This window comes from Shewanella carassii, from assembly GCF_019670705.1.
Taxonomy (GTDB): Bacteria; Pseudomonadota; Gammaproteobacteria; order Enterobacterales; family Shewanellaceae; genus Shewanella; species Shewanella carassii.
This window is the reverse complement of record NZ_AP024618.1, coordinates 164987-181245: the sequence shown is the minus strand read 5'-3', so window position 1 is coordinate 181245 and position 16259 is coordinate 164987. Positions and strand designations below refer to the sequence as shown.

The following is a 16259-nucleotide window of genomic DNA, read 5'->3' as shown; positions in this document are numbered from 1 at the left end:
TTGTTATTCTTGTCCGCCATATTGCCGGGTCAACACTTCGAGCTGATTACCACCCACTACGTGCAGCATGCTCTCCAAACGGAACAGGGCATCATCCACCCTGGCCTTGGCCTCCAGCTTGAAAAACTTACTGTCGACCACAAAACTGGACTTGAGCTGATCGTCTTGACTGGCAATAGTGGTCAGCGATCCCAACGCCCAGAAATCTTCTATCTTGTCGAAGCCCTCTGCGGGGCGTTGGTTAATAATGCTTTCGGCCTCACCTACCGAGATCTTATTTTCCAGCATGCCGGCCAACAGTGCTGCCTGCTCGACCTTGATGGTATTGACGTTCAGCAACTGTCGGTCATTTCCCGGTATGGCGCAAACATAGGGCCTTAAAATGCGATAAGTCTCTTGGTTAAAACCAAACACGGCCCGCAGCTCACTGCTGTGACTCATTAAGGTATTGGCCGCCCGATAAGGGACCACCCTTGCTTCATACTCGGCATCTTCGGCGCCGAAGGGTGAGGTTATCGAGTCCTCATCCAGATAATCTTTCAGGGTATGCGTCAGCCGCTCAGCGCCGAACTCATCCATCCCCAGGGATTCCAACAACCCCTTGAACTGTCTTGCGGCCAGCGGCATCTTTTGCGACTGGCCGTCGGCCTCTTTGCTGTTGACACTCAAGGCATTGAGGTTAAAGCAGCTGCGAAGGTCAGAAATGGTGCCACCGATTTCACCGTTTTCCGCCGGAAACAGCACATCTGCCATGGCCCAGTATTGCTGCAGATGCACCCGACCTTCCGAGTCATCCAAATCCTGTTTCAATACCTTACGCGCCAACTCTTCGGCCGAAATAGCATACCAGTAAGCCTGGTCGTACTGCGCCAGGTTCAAGGTTCTGCGCACCGACAACTGGTTGCGCCCGGTAATACTGGTGGCCAGCACGGCCACAATCGCCACTATCAGCAACACCACTATTAGGGCGACACCTCTTTGTTTGCCTCCCATCAGAGCTCCTCCTTGCCTTGACCAGAGTTATCGTCCTCCTGGCCATCGGCTCCCGGCTCCTGCGGTTCATCGTCCTGGTTGCCGTTATTGGCACCGCCGCCATTGTCATCCTGTTTGTCGGCCGCGGGGGCCCCAACCGGTAACAGGAATTTGCGGCTAATGATGCCTCTATCCTCAGTCTCTATCTCTATGGCGATCGCCTTGGGCAACTTACTGGCATCGACCTGACGCTGCCATTTATCCTCGACAAAAAACGCGTACTTGACCGATAACACCCTGTCCATCAATACGGTTTTAATCGCTTCGGCGCCAAACTCCGGCTCGGGATAGGGGTAGTACCAACGCTCGAACCGCCCCTCCTGCACTACATAGGCCACAGATTGCAGGCTGCCTCTTGGCAGCAAACCACCCGGATTAAGCCAACCGAGACGAAAGAACACCAGCGCCTCGGATTCAGAATCCAGCATATCTGTCCCGGTCTGCAGCACTGTGTTGCCACGGCCGCCCTCTAGCAGCCTAGGAGTACGGGCCACCATCTGTCCCAGATCCCGCTCCAATACCCCAAAGCCCTGCTGCAGGTACTTGAGCTGCTGTGAAAAGTCACGGGTGACCTCATCATTTTTCAGCACAGTTTGTAATACGGCGTTGGCCGCCAGCCCCAGCATGGCGAAGATCGCTATGGCGATCAGCATCTCCAGCAGGGTAAAGCCGCTATTCCTGCTTGAGTACATATGAGTTCACCTGAGCGATGATCCGCTCGAATTTGTCATCATCACTGACACTGATACGGATCATCCGAAAATTATCATCTGTGGTCTTGACCACTTCTTTGCGCCAATACCAGGTTTGGCCTGCCAGTTCACTGCGACCATCTTTACGCCCTAGGGCCGGAAAGCCCTTTTCCAACCTGGCGTCCACCATCTGGTTATCGGCCACCCACTGCGCCAGGGTGCGCTGTTCCAGAATCGGCATATTGGCAATCTGATCGCCTAGGCTCTTGGTAATGGCCACCGCAGCAATGGCAAATACCGCTAGGGCGACTATCACCTCCAGCAGCGTCATCCCCCTTTGCCGGGCTGGGTTATTCGAAATCATCGAATCTCCCCAGTTTGAGCCGCCCCAGGCTATCGCCGCTGACCAGCACCTCGACGGTTTCGCCCAGGCTATCGCTAGCGATAAAGCTCAGCTCGAAAGCGGTCATTTCGCCACTTGGCAGCAGCATGATCTGCGGCTCGGGAAACTTCTTCTTGTCCGCATCCGACTCGATAAAGGGCTCATCGAACCAGGAGTCCTGTTCTTCATCTTCCTGCACCAAAGGCAAGCCTTCGAGCTCGACCGACAGCGTAATGCCTTCCGGCAACTGCTTTTCGGCCAGCAGTCTGTCCTGCTCCAGCGGTTGCCATTTGTTTTCTTTAAACAGCACGAAGTGGTACTTATCCTTGTCCACCACTATGCCGATAAACTGGCCACTGAGTACAGTTTCATCCAGCACTGTCTCGGTGGCCGCCATAAACCTCTGCGCCTCACGGGTTAACTGCTGCTTGGGGCCGCTATCCCCCATGGTCATGGTCACAGCCGTAGCTGCCAGCCCCATCAGCAGCACCACCAGCATCACTTCCAGCAGGGTAAAACCCCGTGAGCGCCCAATTTGCATCTTATTGGAAGTCTTGCAGATTCCAGTTACCTATGTCGTCTTCTGTGCCAGGTTGGCCGTCAGGGCCTGAGCTGAAGACGTCGATCTTGCCGTGTTCGCCCGGGCTCATCAGCAGGTAAGGATTGCCCCAGGGATCCATAGGCAGGCGCTTAACATAACCGCCGTCACGATAGTTGCGTGGCTCAGGAGAAATGGTCGGCTTCTCGACCAGAGCTTCCAGCCCCTGTTCGGTTGTGGGGTACACGCTGTTGTCCAGCTTGTACATGTCCAGCTGGTTTTCCAATGCGACTATGTCAGACACCGCCTTTTGTTGGTCTGCCTTGTCCTTGTTACCCATCAGATTGGGTACCACCATGGAGGCCAAGATCCCCAGGATCACTATCACCACCATTACTTCCAACAGGGTAAAACCTTTCTGTCTGTTGTTGCTTTGCATTAACTTACTTCCTCCTAAAAAACCTCAAATGGCTGCGGTGAAATGAGACTCAGCCACTAATCATATTGTTGAGCGCCAATATCGGTTGCAAAATCGCCAGAACAATAAACAACACTATCCCGGCCATACTCACCACCAACAGGGGTTCAAACACCCCCAAGGCGATATTGACGTTGGACTCGAACTCCCTGTCCTGGTTATCTGCGGCGCGCTCGAGCATCTGCTCCAGCTCACCACTCTTCTCGCCCGAGGCTATCATATACAACATCATGGGCGGGAACAGCTTGGTATTAGTCAGCGCCGCCCCCAGACTGGTTCCCTCGCGCACTCTGGCCGTGGCCTCTTCCACGGCCTGACGCACCCGCACATTCAACAAGACCTCACTGGCAATCCGCATGCCATCGAGCAGCGGCACTGAACTGGCACTGAGGATACTCAAGGTTCGGGCAAAGCGTGAAGTATTCAACCCCTTACTGACTTTGCCCACCACAGGCAAACGCAGCAACAGCTTGTGATACTTGAGTTTGAAGGCGGGCTTGGTGAGCATCTTCTGAAACAGCAGCGCCAGCAATACTATCGCGCCCAGGACGAACAAGCCGTAATGCTGAACAAAGTCAGAGGCGGCAATCAAAAACTGGGTGGTACCGGGCAACTCCTGACCCATATGTTCGAACTGGCCAACCACCTTGGGCACCACGGCCGCCAGCAGCACGGCGATGACGCCGATAGCCACTGTGGTCAGCACTATGGGGTAGATCATCGCCTGGGTCAGCTTGGTCTTGAGTTGTTGGCGCCGCTCCGTGTAGTCCGCTAGGCGATTGAGCACCACTTCCAGATGGCCGGACTTTTCACCCGAGGCCACCATGGCGCGGTAGAGATCATCAAACACATGGGGAAACTCGGCCATGGAGTCGGCCAGCGAGTAGCCTTCCACCACCCGCGAGCGTACCGCCATCACCATGGAGGCGAGACGGTCCTTCTCACACTGTTGGCCCACTGCCTTGAGGGCCTCTTCCACCGGCAAACCGGCGGCGACCAGGGTCGCTATCTGGCGGGTGATCAGCGCCAATTCGGCCACAGAGATCTTCTTGCGCCGGGCCAACCAACTGCCACTGCTGGCCTTGGCTTCCTTTTCGGTGACCGGGGCGATATCCAGCGGCATCAGCTTCTGCTCACGCAGCTGACTGCGGGCCTGTCTGGCGGTATCGGCTTCGATAACCCCTTTGACCTGCTTTCCGGCTTGATTGAGCGCCTTATACTCGAATGCCGCCATGAATTACTCCTCGCGGGTCACGCGCAGCACTTCTTCCAGGGTAGTGATCCCCGCCAGCACCTTGACCATGCCGTCATGGCGAATGCTGGGGCTGTGCTGACGAATATATTTTTCAATCGCCAATTCGCCACGGCCGCCGTGAATGAGTTCGCGGACATTGTCGTCCACCAGCAGCAGTTCATGGATCCCGGTACGGCCACGATAGCCGTTATGGCCACAGCTCTTGCAGCCCTTGGCGCGATAGATTACCGCGTCTTCATCGCCTATGCCTAGGAGTTCACGTTCGCGGGCATCCGGGGCATGGGCTTCCTTACATTCGTTGCATAGAGTCCGCACCAGGCGCTGAGCCAGCACCCCCAGCAGACTGGAAGACACCAGGAAAGGCTCAACGCCCATGTCCTGCAAGCGGGTAATGGCGCCGGAAGCCGTGTTGGTGTGCAAGGTAGAGATCACCAGGTGACCTGTGAGTGAGGCCTGCACCGCAATCTGCGCCGTTTCCAGGTCACGGATTTCCCCTATCATCACCACATCAGGATCCTGACGCAAAATGGCCCGCAAGCCGCGGGCGAAGGTCATGTCCACCTTGGTGTTGACCTGGGTCTGGCCTATGCCTTCCAGCTCGTATTCGATCGGGTCTTCAACTGTGAGTATGTTGATGTCGTTGTGATTGATCTCGGTCAGACCCGCATAGAGGGTGGTACTCTTGCCCGAACCCGTAGGGCCGGTGACCAAAATAATGCCGTGGGGTTTACGGATCAGCTCATCAAACTGGCGACGTATGCTGTCTTTCATCCCCAGCTGTGCCAAGTCCAGATTACCGGCGTTCTTGTCCAGCAGACGCAGCACGACCCGCTCGCCGTGGCTCGATGGCATGGTCGATACCCGCACATCCACGGCGCGGCCACCGATACGCAGTGAGATCCGGCCATCCTGCGGCACCCGCTTCTCGGCGATATCCAAACGGGCCATAACCTTGATCCGCGATACCAGGAGTGATGAAAGCTTACGGTTCGGCTTGAGCACTTCCTTGAGCACGCCATCGACCCGGAAACGCACCACCAGCTGCTTCTCGTAGGTTTCGATGTGAATATCCGAGGCTTCTTCTTTGATGGCTTCAGACAATAAGGCGTTGATCAGCTTGATGATAGGTGCATCATCTTCCCCTTCCAGCAGATCTTCGGTCTGCGGCATCTCTTCTGCCAGGGTAAAGAGATCCATCTCATTGCCTATGTCCTCCATCAGCTGCTGCGCCTCGGAAGAGTTACTCTGATAGGCCTGAGTCAGGTAGCGCTCAAACTCATTGGCTTCCAGTTTGTGCAGCGGCAGTTCCTGGCCGGCGTAGCGACGCACCTCAAACAACACAGACAAAGGTGTTGCCTGGGTGTAATAGAGGGTCAGCCGTTCATCTTGGCCTTTACTGAGCACCAGATTGTATCTGTGAGCGAAGGCAAACGGCAGTCGCTCACGGCTGCTTGAATGAAACAGCTCGTCACTCTCGGCCTCGGCGGTCAGCGCCAGTTCACTGGAAACCTGAGCCAGATCGTCTGTTGGCGGCTGGACTTCACTCATCGGCTTCGTCCTGCTTGTTTTCTTCCAAGGTCTTCAGGGTGGAGTCTGTCTTACGCATCTTGGTATCCAGTCCCTTACCCTGCTTGTAACGATCGAGGATCTCATTGACTTCGGGTGGCAGGTATTCTTCCTGGCTCCACTCTTCCAGAATAGGTACATCAGTCCTCGGCATCAGGTTGATACCACGTTCCTGCTGTTCCAGCTGCAAAGCACGGAAGTAGTTGTATTTACGGCCGGCAATGCCTTCCATGGTGACACCATCACGGATGATGGTCGGCTTGATAAACACCATCAGGTTCTTTTTCTTCTTGCCGCTGCTGGATGACTTGAACAGGTGTCCCAGAATCGGGATATCGCCCAGGAAAGGCACTTTCTGGACGCTTTCCTGCACCTCTTCGTTGATCAGTCCCCCCAGCACCACGATTTGGCCAGAGTCGGCCATTACGGTAGTCGTCAGGCGACGAGTCGCAAAGGTCACGTCCACATTGGTCTTGCCATTGATGCCAGACACTTCCTGCTCAATGGTGAGTTTAACCGCGTTGCCTTCGTTGATCTGTGGCACCACCTTGAGCTTGACCCCGACTTCCTTACGTTCAACGGTTTGGAATGGGTTGCTGTTGCCATTACTGGAGTTTTGCGCACCGGTGAGGATAGGCACTTCGTCACCGACAATGAAGGAGGCCTCCTGGTTATCCAGGGTGGTAATAGAAGGCGTCGCCAACACGTTGGAGTTGGTATCGCTGGACACAGCTTGCACCAGGGCACCAAAGTCGCCCATGGTCACACCCCAGGCCATACCGTTTACCTTACCGAGCGCCTGGGCCAATAGAGTGATATCGCCTTTAACGTCAGGGTTATCGGTACAGGTCAGGTTGTCACCCGAACCGGTACAGGTCTGGGAAGCCTTCTTGTCCTGCGCATTCCAGATACCCGCGCCTATCTCCCCTATAGTGGGGCCCAGGTTGTTGAACTGAGTACCGCCGCCAGCCTCGGTGGCCCACTGAATGCCGAAGCCCACATCGTCCCCTTCGGCGACCTCGACTATGATGGCTTCCACCAGCACCTGGGCGCGGCGGATATCCAACTGGTTGATCACACTCTCCAGAGTGCGCATCTGATCCGGCTCGGCACTGATCACCAAGGCATTGGTGTCTTCATGGGCCATGATATTGATTTCATTGCGGCGTTTACCAGCGGCGCTACCTGGAGTCGGCGTGGCGCCATCTTTAGCTTCCAGCTTTTGGGCAAAACCGGTCAGCACTTCCACCAGGTCTTCGGCCTTGGCATAACGCAGATAACGCACCTTGGTGTTACCCGTGCTGGCCTGCTCGGCGTCGAGACGATGAATAAGCTCGACTACCCGTTGACGACTGCGTTCATCGCCACTGACCACCACGGCATTGATCCGCTCGTCGGCCACCACCTTGGGCGCCTGTCCCGGCAGTTGTGCCTGGTTGGCGCTGGCGCGATAGAGGGTATCTATGATCCGTACCATCTCACCGGCAGAGGCGTATTCCAAGGGCACTACCTGCACTTCGGTGTCGCCCTGCTTGTCTACCCGGCGCACAATTTCCACCAACTTGTTGACCACATTGGCACGGCCGGTGATCATCAACACATTGGAAGGATCATAGTTGACCACGTTACCGCCACCGGCGTTGTCATTGAGCTGACGCAGCAAAGGCGCCAGTTGCTTGGCTTCTGTGTTGTACAGCGCCACAATGCGGGTCACCATCTCATCACCCAGCCCAGGCGCCTTGTCATCGGCAACCCGAATGGAAGAGGTCTTGGCGTCTTTGTCTTTAATCACCTTGATGACATTGTTTTCCAACTCGACCACGGCATAGCCGTAGACCTGCAGCACGTTGAGGAAAAACTGGTAATACTGCTCATCGTTGAGCATGTCATAGCTGCGGACATTGATTTTGCCGCGTATGGTGGGGTCGACAATGATGGTCTTATTGAGGTTCTTACCAACTATGTTGATAAATTCCTGAATATCGGTGCCTTTAAAGTTGGCCGCATATTGTTCAGACCAAGCACTTTGCTGGGTAAACAAGGCTGCAGAGGCTACCAGACCAGCGATAAGCTTGGTTCGAATCCGTTTATTGTTCATTTATTGTGATTTCCCCTAAACCTGCTTTATTGCGGCAAACTGAACATGATTTCAACCAACTGACCCTCGCGCTCTACCATCACAGAGACATCGGTCAGTTCCGGCAACTGGCTCATCAATTCCAGCGCCTGGCTCATATCAGTTAAATCATAACCATTGATGGATTTTGCCAGGTCATTGGGCTGAAACCCGGCATCCTTGAATAATCCGACATCCTTACCCGGGTTAAGCCGATACCCTTGTACTTCACCATCCTTTTGGACCGGTGAAATTGCCAGGTAGTCGGTGATCTTACTGGGGTCGGCCAATAGCTCATCGCGGGAAGCGCCCAACTCGCGGCCAATGTCGGCATCTCGGCGATCGAGTTTGGTGACATCACCCTCGCTGCGGGCCTGTTGCAAGCGGGCGTTGGCTTGTGACTGAGTAGTATATTGCAGGCCGTCGAGCATCAGGGTCTCGTAACGACCGGCGTTAGTAATAATGATGCGATCGGCATACACCTCTTTCAGTGATGCCGAAGTGCCCTTTATCTTGTCGCCCAGACTGTAGGTCTCCTGGCTGCCTTGAGACTCGATGACCGCCAGGCCTTTCTGCTCGGCACTGGATGCCACCACCCCGGTCAACAAAATAGACAGTGAAGTCTTGGGGGCATCGGTGATCATTTCGACACTGGGTTCAGACTTGGGCTTGACGCTACCGGCCTCTCGCTTGCCGAACAGTGCCAAACCATTGATACTGCCGATATCGACATGCTGGGATTGGGTGCCAGAAACCGGAGTGGGGGTCCAGTTAACCGCCGGCTTCTCTGAGGGGATCAACTTCCAGCTGATCTGGGCCATCAAATACAGAACCAGTAGCATCAGAAGCCAAAATACGGCGGAGCTGGCGGGTTTTTGCGGTATGTTGCCCGTCTTGGCGATAATCTTATCCAATAAATCCATATTTTCCGGACCCTCTAATCAGGTCTCTGTTCTGATTATGTTAGTGACTGAACCCTGTGCCATGCTAACCCACCCGTTTGTTTGCAACAAGACCATAACAGGGGGGAGATTGGCGAAAATTGTACGATTATGCTACCTTTGCGCGCCTGGAAAAGGTGTAAACAGCCCCACTGTTTAACCCCGTACCAACGGCTTGGACAAGGGATTTATCCTCGAGTTGTGAACTCATCCCCTTTTTCAACGGTAAGCAGGAGGAACCATGGCCAATAGCAATGACAACACCGAGGCGGTCCGGCTCGATAAGTGGCTCTGGGCGGCGCGTTTTTACAAGACTCGCGCCCTGGCCAAAGAGATGATCAACGGCGGTAAAGTACATTACAACGGTCAAAGGGCCAAATCCAGCAAACTGGCAGAAGTCGGTGCGCACATTAGGTTACGCCAGGGATATGACGAAAAAGAGATCGTCATAAAAAAAGTTTCCGGTGTCCGTCAGGGGGCGGCTATTGCCCAAAGCCTGTACGAAGAAACGCCGCAGAGTATACAAAAGCGGGAAAGTAATGCTGAAGCCAGAAGGCTCAACATACTGCATAATCCGGCGCCCGATACCAAGCCGGACAAGAAACAGCGGCGGCAAATCATCCGCTTCCGCGAGATCTGAATTAACTGTGAGAAACCCAATGAACCAAGATACTCTCCATCGCTATCTGTTTGATAACGCCGATGTAAGGGGTGAACTGGCCCAGCTTAGCGACAGCTACCGTCAGATAATCAATGCCCAAGATTACCCGGAGCGCCTTAAGGTCCTGCTGGGTGAATTGCTGGCCGCCACCTCGCTGCTGACAGCCACGCTGAAATTTGAAGGTGATATCAGTGTGCAACTCCAGGGTCAGGGCGGCCCGGTGTCACTGGCGGTGATCAACGGTAACAACCGTCAAGAATTGAGGGGCGTTGCCCGTTGGCAGGGCGAGATTGCCAACGATACATCACTGGAACAGCTCTTTGGTCAAGGTTATATGGTGATCACCCTGACCCCGACCGAAGGCGAGCGTTACCAGGGCGTTGTGGCGCTGGATAAGCCCAGCATTGCCGAATGCTTGGAGAGCTACTTTGCCCAATCTGAGCAATTGCCTACCGGTATCTGGTTATTTGCCGATGGCGAACATGCCGCCGGTATGCTGCTGCAGGTATTGCCGAGCGAGCAGAGTGACAACGTTGAGTTTGAACACCTGACTCAGCTGACCGCGACGATTAAGGCCGAAGAGTTGTTCAACCTACCGGCCACCGAAGTCCTGCACCGCCTCTACCATCAAGAGCAGGTGCGACTGTTCGATCCTGTGAGCGTCAGCTTCAAGTGTACCTGTTCCCGTGAGCGCAGTGCCGCGGCGATCCGCACCCTGGCGAAGGAAGAGATAGACTCCATCATTCAGGAAAAAGGCCAGGTGGAGATGGGTTGTGAATACTGCAACCGTCAATATCGCTTCGATGCCATCGATATCGAAGCCATCTTTGCCAACAGCCAGACACCGGATACTCCCCAATAATGGGGCGATAAATCTGTCGTTTTTCAAGAGGGCGAGTGATCGCCCTCTTTTTTTAACCATTTTCCAGATCTTGCTCACACTTTAGCCGAGGCTTAAGTTACAATCGCGCCAACCCGGCAGCAGACCGGGACCATATCAGACCTCACAATAGATGGAGACCTTACTTATGGCGGCAGAAGCAAACCGCATCCACCTCAACCTCAATAGTGCCCAACTGATCGAGCAAGCGATTCTGCGCGGCGAAGGCACCCTGACAGCCAACGGCGCCCTGGTGGCCCAGACCGGCGAGCGCACCGGCCGTTCCCCCGCCGACCGTTTTATCGTCAAGGAACCAGGTACCGAGGCCAATATCGAGTGGGGCGCGGTCAACCAAGCGTTTGAACCGCAAAAATTCGCCGCCCTGTGGGAGCAAGTCGAAGCCTATCTGGCCGACAAACAAGTATTTGTCTCTGAACTGGAAGTGGGCGCCGATGCCGAGCACTACCTGCCGATCCGGGTCACTACCGAGTACGCCTGGCACCAATTGTTTGCCCGCAACCTGTTTATCGTGCCAGAGCACTATAACCAGAGTCACAAACCCGAGTGGCAGATCATCAATGCCCCTGGCTTTGTCTGCTCACCCGAGCGCGATGGCACTAACTCGGACGGTACAGTGATCATCAACTTCGCCGAGCGTAAGGTACTGCTGGCCGGTATGCGCTATGCCGGTGAAATGAAAAAATCCATGTTCTCGGTACAAAACTTCCTGTTGCCGGCCAAAGACGTGCTGCCGATGCACTGCTCGGCCAACGTCGGCAAAGATGGCGACACCACCCTCTTCTTCGGCCTCTCGGGCACAGGCAAGACCACACTGTCTGCCGATCCCAAGCGCTTCCTTATTGGTGATGACGAGCACGGCTGGGCCGAAGGCGGCGTCTTTAATATTGAAGGTGGTTGTTATGCCAAGTGTATCGATCTCAGTCAAAAGAATGAGCCGGTGATCTGGGACGCGATTCGCTTCGGCACTGTGCTGGAAAACGTGGTACTGGACGCGCAGCGCGTGCCCGACTACAAGGATGCCAGCCTGACCGAGAACACCCGCGCCGCTTACCCGCTGGAGCACATCGCTCAGCGCAAGGAAGACAACCGTGGCAACGAGCCGCACGCCGTGGTGTTCCTCACCTGTGACGTTTCCGGTGTCTTGCCTCCGGTCGCCAAACTCAGCAAGGAGCAGGCGGCCTATCACTTCCTCTCGGGCTATACCGCCAAGGTGGGTTCCACCGAAGTGGGCTCAACCGCCGCGATTCAGTCGACCTTCTCCACCTGTTTCGGTGCGCCCTTCTTCCCTCGTCCTGCCGGGGTTTACGCCGAGCTACTGATGAAGCGTATCCAAGCCTTCGGCAGCCAAGTTTACCTGGTGAATACAGGTTGGACCGGTGGCCCTTACGGCGTGGGCAAACGTTTCGACATTCCTGTCACCCGCGCCATTGTTGATGCCATCGTCAGCGGTGAACTCAAAGAAGTGCCAACCGAACATATCGAGCAGTTGAACCTGGATGTCCCGGTTGCCATTCCCGGCGTCGACAGCGCATTGCTGAATCCGGTCAACACTTGGGCCAACAAGGAGGAGTACGCCAAGTACGCCAAGCAGCTGGCCGAATCCTTCCAGAGCAACTTCGCCAAGTATCAGGTGTCTGATGCCATCAAGGCCGCCGGCCCCAAAGCCTGATAACAGCAGATGTCACTCAAACGGCTCCTCATGGAGCCGTTTGTGTTTTAGATTGCCCGAAAGGATAACGAGCCCTTGAGGCATGAGACGGCTGTTGCTATTCTGAGCAGCCCAAAATGAAACGGTCGTTTAAATATGGAAGATTTTACTCAGCGTTACCCACAACACTCACAAATTCCGGTGGCCTGGGGTGAAATGGATGCCCTGCAACACGTCAACAATGTGGTCTATTTCCGTTATTTCGAGACCGCCAGAATCGACTTCTTCAACCGCTACTTTCCCTTGGACGAAATGTACAAGCAAGGCATTGGGCCGGTGATCAGTGAAAACCAGGCCAGATACAAACGCCCGGTCACCTATCCGGATACCCTGCTGGTTGGGGTCCGAGTAAGCGATATCGGCGAAGACAGATTTACCATGCACTACGAAGCCTATAGCCAGGCTCAAAGGGCCGTCACAACCACGGGCAGTTCGGTCGCCGTGATGTATGACTTCAGGAAGGGCACCAAGGCCAAGCTGCCGCAGGAATTACTGACGATCCTCCAACAGCACGGCCAAGAGAGTTAAACAAGAAAATCAGGGCTCGATGACAGGCTGACGTCGGCTTTGTCTCAGCTTTCGTCGGTGAAGTTGAACCAGACGCAGTGCCTGGAACAACTCCTCGTTGGAGAGCTCCAGATATTGGCCCCCGTAAAACCACAGAGGTCCATGCAACTGACGCCCATGGGTAATACTGATAGGTAACATCAGCTCATCTGTCAGTATCAGCTTCAATTTCATCTCAGGCTGCAACCGACAGGCGGTGATCAAGCCAACACCGCCACGGCTGATATCCTTGATATTACCCAGTCCCAGTTTGCCCGGACGCCACCAGTGCCAGTGCCCCAACTGCACCGTCATGCCATCACAGTCGAGTAAAAAGTCAGCGTCATTCCCCAAACGCAAACTAATGCGAACATGTTCCCGCCGCTGCTCTTCACTATCGACTTCGTCTGTCATCACTGATACCTGTCTCTGGGCTGATTAAAGCTGGCCACATCGCTGGCCTGGGAAAGCTCCTGACCGCCAGCCAAACTTTGTAGCTGCGCCGAAGCTTCCTTGGTAAGGATCAAAATTTCAACCCGGCGGTTTGCCGGATTATAGGGGTCCTCGCCAACAAAAGGGACCTTATCGGCCATACCACTGACTTGCAAGATCTGATCTGAGCGAACCCCTCCAAACTCTATGGTCTGTCTGGCAATCAGCGCTCTCTCACTGGACAATTCCCAGTTGGTATAGCTGCGACCGACATACGGTAGAGAGTCTGTATGTCCTGAAAGCGTCAGCTTATTTTTAACCTGCTGCAGTAACGGCGCCAGGGCCAGTAACAGATCTTCAAAGTAGGGGCGCATCTGCGCCTGCCCCACCTTGAACATAGACTGCTCACTGTTATCGTGAATACGGATCCGGATCCCCTGAGGCACGGCATCCAACTGTACGTTTTTGCCCATGCCGGCCTTTTCCACAACCTGGCGGATCTGTCGCGCCAGCACTTCCAGTTGCGCCTGAGTGGCATACTCTCCGGGGATCACCGCATTCAACTTGGGACCCATTCCGGCTCTAGCCTGCCATTTTCCCTCTGGAATACGGGCACGGCTCTCAGGCCCACGCATCTCGTCACCATGGGCCGGTGACGGCACCACGGGTTGCTGCATGGCGGGCTGACCCTCGAGATCGATAATTGAAGGGATATTACGCAGATCGAACGGATTGATATCACCGGATGGGTAGAGTTCGCCATTGAGATACTTGACCACAGTTTCGCGCTCTTTTTGATCGGCAACCTGCATGATCCACAACACCATGAAGAACGCCATCATCGCCAGGGTAAAGTCGGCAAAAGCCACCTTCCAGGCTCCGCCGTGAGCAGCATGTTTTTTGTTCGCCCGAACCCGGCGAATAACGATCTCTTGAGATTTTGAAGCCATTAACTTCTCTGTTCCGTCAGAATTTTTTCCAGTTCCACGAAGCTGGGGCGATTCTCGGTCTGGATCTGTTTCCTACCGGCATCGATCGCCTGGATAGGCGGCTTGCCTTTGGCGAAAGTAGTCAGCATGGCGGCAATACACTTGAGCTGACTGATTTGGCGTTCCACCTGGTGTTCCAGCGCCTTTGACAAGGGTTCAAACAAACAATAACAGGCAAAGATACCGATAAAGGTTCCCACCAGAGCGGCCGCCACTTTGACCCCAATCAAGCTGATAGGGCCATCGATTTTTGACATGGTAATGATGATCCCCATTACCGCCGCCAAGATACCGAAGCCCGGCATAGCCTCGGCCATGCGGCCCAGGGCCTGGGAAGGACGCAAACTGTCTTCTTCGATGCGATGAATCTCCTCTTCCAGAATCGCTTCCAGATCATGAGGGGAAATCTTGCCTATCGATTGCAGCCGCAGGTTATCCACTAAAAACTGCAATAATTGCGGATGTTCCAATACCACCGGATACATCAAAAACAGTGAACTCTCATCGGGGTTTTCAATGTGAGCATCCAGCACCTTCATCCCCTGAGACTGTATCTGCCCCATCAGCATATTCATCAAACCGAATAGCTGGGGATAAAGCTCAGGCTCCGGATTATCCTGACTAGTGACTTTACGTACCTGTTGCCAGAGTTCCTGCAATACCGCACGGGGATTGGCGATCAACAAAGACCCCACACCGGCACCTAAAATGATCAAAATCTCCGCCGGCTGCCACAATGCCAACAGATTACCGCCGGCCCAGGCGAAACCGCCAAAAACACAGCCTAAAATAACCAATAATCCAACTAATTTACTCATTAACAGGGTTCCAAATCAGAGTTGCGCCTGCCGATAAATCGCCTGTAACTGGCGTACGGCGGCCTTGTGTAATTGACAGATCCGGGTCTCTGTCAGCCCCAAGGTGGCGGCTATCTCTCTTAGATTGAGTTCATGTTGATAGTAAAGCGACAAAATAACCTGTTCTCTGTTGCTCAATTGTTTAATTGCTGCAATTAACAGCTGATTTCGTTCAAAATCGACAATTTCTTTGTCCTGGCCACCCAGGGAAAGCCCCTCACCCAGCATTTCATCCAGACTGTTCATGGATTCGGCCAGAGTGGCATGCAGGTAATCCCGGTACTCTTCCTGGGTCAGACCCATTCTTTCTGTCACTTCACTGTCTTTCGGGTAACGGCCCAACTCCCGGGTCAATTGCCTGACAACATCATTGAACGAATGTGCCTGCTGTCTTACCGAGCGAGGACGCCAATCCAGACGTCGCAACTCGTCGAGAATCGCGCCGCGGATCCGCTGCCCGGCAAAGGAGATAAACCCCGCATCGTATTCACCCGGGTAACGCCGGGCGGCCTCAAGCAATGCCATCAAGGCGATCTGTTCCATGTCCTCCTGGCCGATAAGCGGGCCACAATGACTCTTGAGGGCACAAACAGTACGCTTTACCAAGGGCAGATATTGATGCAACAACGCCTGCTCTGACTGCCGCTCATTGTCGTACGCCTGATAACCTAAATCATAGGCTGTCATCTCACTGTCCAAGTCGCCTCCGCTATTGAATTACCATTCGGGTGAACAGCACTTCTTCGATATCCAGGGAAAACTGATCTTCGCTCAAAACCTTGGCCAGCTCTTCCTTGGCTTCCAGCTGCAGCGCCTCGAGATTCTGGGGCTTATTCAGCGTCTTGAACTCTTTTGCGCTGAACATTCTCATCATGGTGTTGCGGATCAGCGGATCGGCCGCCTTAATCTCCTCGGCCGCCTTGTCGCTACGGGATTTGAGCGCCAACTCCAGCAACAAGTAATGTGGATACTCATCTCCAGGAATAGAGATCACCATCTTATCCAAGGGATAGAAGCGGGCAGGTGCAGGTGGTGGCGGCAACTTTTTTTCCGGCGCCAGCAAATTGCCCAAAAATGCCGGAGGGTTATGCCCAATAAAAAAGCCACCAGCAGTGGCCAGGATCAGCAAGGCTGCAATAATTAAATTTCGTTTCATCTTAGTTAT

The 16259-nt window shown here is 54.4% G+C and carries 18 protein-coding genes; 4 read left to right on the top strand and 14 right to left on the bottom strand.

Annotated elements, in window-relative coordinates; translation table 11 throughout:
* Positions 1–3: 3 nt before the first annotated feature.
* The 9 genes from gspK to gspC are packed head-to-tail and all read right to left on the bottom strand — an operon-like array spanning position 4 to position 8982.
* Entirely contained in the window at positions 4–993 is a 990-nt protein-coding gene (gene gspK / locus K5621_RS00820) for a type II secretion system minor pseudopilin GspK (RefSeq protein ID WP_221050201.1), read from the bottom strand.
* A complete protein-coding gene (gspJ, locus tag K5621_RS00815) occupies positions 993–1724 on the bottom strand; it encodes a type II secretion system minor pseudopilin GspJ (RefSeq protein ID WP_221050200.1) in 732 nt (243 codons plus the stop codon). The genes gspK and gspJ overlap by 1 nt, the downstream gene beginning before the upstream one ends.
* Positions 1705–2088, bottom strand: coding sequence for a type II secretion system minor pseudopilin GspI (gene gspI / locus K5621_RS00810; protein WP_100144347.1), 384 nt, complete (start codon positions 2086–2088; stop codon positions 1705–1707). The genes gspJ and gspI overlap by 20 nt, the downstream gene beginning before the upstream one ends.
* Positions 2075–2647, bottom strand: coding sequence for a type II secretion system minor pseudopilin GspH (gspH, locus tag K5621_RS00805; RefSeq protein ID WP_221050199.1), 573 nt, complete (start codon positions 2645–2647; stop codon positions 2075–2077). The genes gspI and gspH overlap by 14 nt, the downstream gene beginning before the upstream one ends.
* 1 nt (position 2648) lies before the next feature.
* Complete coding sequence (gene gspG / locus K5621_RS00800) at positions 2649–3083, bottom strand: type II secretion system major pseudopilin GspG (protein WP_100144351.1); 435 nt, start codon at positions 3081–3083, stop codon at positions 2649–2651.
* Between the two features lie 49 nt (positions 3084–3132).
* The gene (gene gspF / locus K5621_RS00795) at positions 3133–4356 is read right to left on the bottom strand and encodes a type II secretion system inner membrane protein GspF (protein ID WP_100144353.1); all 1224 of its coding nucleotides are present in this window, start codon (positions 4354–4356) and stop codon (positions 3133–3135) included.
* A 3-nt stretch (positions 4357–4359) separates the two neighbouring features.
* On the bottom strand, positions 4360–5925 hold the full coding sequence (gene gspE / locus K5621_RS00790; protein WP_100144355.1) for a type II secretion system ATPase GspE: 1566 nt from the start codon (positions 5923–5925) through the stop codon (positions 4360–4362).
* Positions 5918–8041 (bottom strand): type II secretion system secretin GspD, encoded by a 2124-nt coding sequence (gene gspD / locus K5621_RS00785; RefSeq protein WP_100144357.1) that lies wholly within the window; start codon positions 8039–8041, stop codon positions 5918–5920. The genes gspE and gspD overlap by 8 nt, the downstream gene beginning before the upstream one ends.
* Before the next feature lie 26 nt (positions 8042–8067).
* On the bottom strand, positions 8068–8982 hold the full coding sequence (gene gspC, locus K5621_RS00780) for a type II secretion system protein GspC (protein WP_221050198.1): 915 nt from the start codon (positions 8980–8982) through the stop codon (positions 8068–8070).
* Positions 8983–9241: 259 nt separating this feature from the next.
* Here gspC and hslR point away from each other — a divergent pair, with 259 nt between their 5' ends.
* From hslR to K5621_RS00760, 4 genes are all read left to right on the top strand, one after another.
* On the top strand, positions 9242–9640 hold the full coding sequence (gene hslR / locus K5621_RS00775; protein WP_100144361.1) for a ribosome-associated heat shock protein Hsp15: 399 nt from the start codon (positions 9242–9244) through the stop codon (positions 9638–9640).
* A 19-nt stretch (positions 9641–9659) separates the two neighbouring features.
* Positions 9660–10523, top strand: a complete 864-nt coding sequence (gene hslO, locus K5621_RS00770) for an Hsp33 family molecular chaperone HslO (RefSeq protein WP_100144363.1) — start codon at positions 9660–9662, stop codon at positions 10521–10523.
* A gap of 166 nt (positions 10524–10689) precedes the next feature.
* Positions 10690–12231 carry a phosphoenolpyruvate carboxykinase gene (locus K5621_RS00765; RefSeq protein WP_221050197.1) on the top strand — a complete coding sequence of 514 codons (1542 nt, stop codon included), beginning with the start codon at positions 10690–10692 and terminating at the stop codon, positions 12229–12231.
* A gap of 135 nt (positions 12232–12366) precedes the next feature.
* The gene (locus tag K5621_RS00760; protein WP_100144367.1) at positions 12367–12798 is read left to right on the top strand and encodes an acyl-CoA thioesterase; all 432 of its coding nucleotides are present in this window, start codon (positions 12367–12369) and stop codon (positions 12796–12798) included.
* A gap of 9 nt (positions 12799–12807) precedes the next feature.
* Here K5621_RS00760 and K5621_RS00755 read toward each other — a convergent pair whose 3' ends face one another.
* The 5 genes from K5621_RS00755 to K5621_RS00735 are packed head-to-tail and all read right to left on the bottom strand — an operon-like array spanning position 12808 to position 16250.
* Positions 12808–13230 carry a PilZ domain-containing protein gene (locus K5621_RS00755; protein ID WP_221050196.1) on the bottom strand — a complete coding sequence of 141 codons (423 nt, stop codon included), beginning with the start codon at positions 13228–13230 and terminating at the stop codon, positions 12808–12810.
* A complete protein-coding gene (locus K5621_RS00750) occupies positions 13230–14198 on the bottom strand; it encodes a flagellar motor protein MotB (RefSeq protein WP_100144371.1) in 969 nt (322 codons plus the stop codon). Before K5621_RS00750 ends, K5621_RS00755 begins: the two co-directional genes overlap by 1 nt.
* A complete protein-coding gene (gene motA, locus K5621_RS00745; protein WP_100144373.1) occupies positions 14198–15055 on the bottom strand; it encodes a flagellar motor stator protein MotA in 858 nt (285 codons plus the stop codon). The genes K5621_RS00750 and motA overlap by 1 nt, the downstream gene beginning before the upstream one ends.
* 15 nt (positions 15056–15070) lie before the next feature.
* Positions 15071–15781 (bottom strand): RNA polymerase sigma factor FliA, encoded by a 711-nt coding sequence (locus K5621_RS00740; RefSeq protein WP_100144546.1) that lies wholly within the window; start codon positions 15779–15781, stop codon positions 15071–15073.
* A 22-nt stretch (positions 15782–15803) separates the two neighbouring features.
* Positions 15804–16250 (bottom strand): flagellar basal body-associated FliL family protein, encoded by a 447-nt coding sequence (locus K5621_RS00735; protein WP_100144375.1) that lies wholly within the window; start codon positions 16248–16250, stop codon positions 15804–15806.
* Positions 16251–16259: the final 9 nt, after the last annotated feature.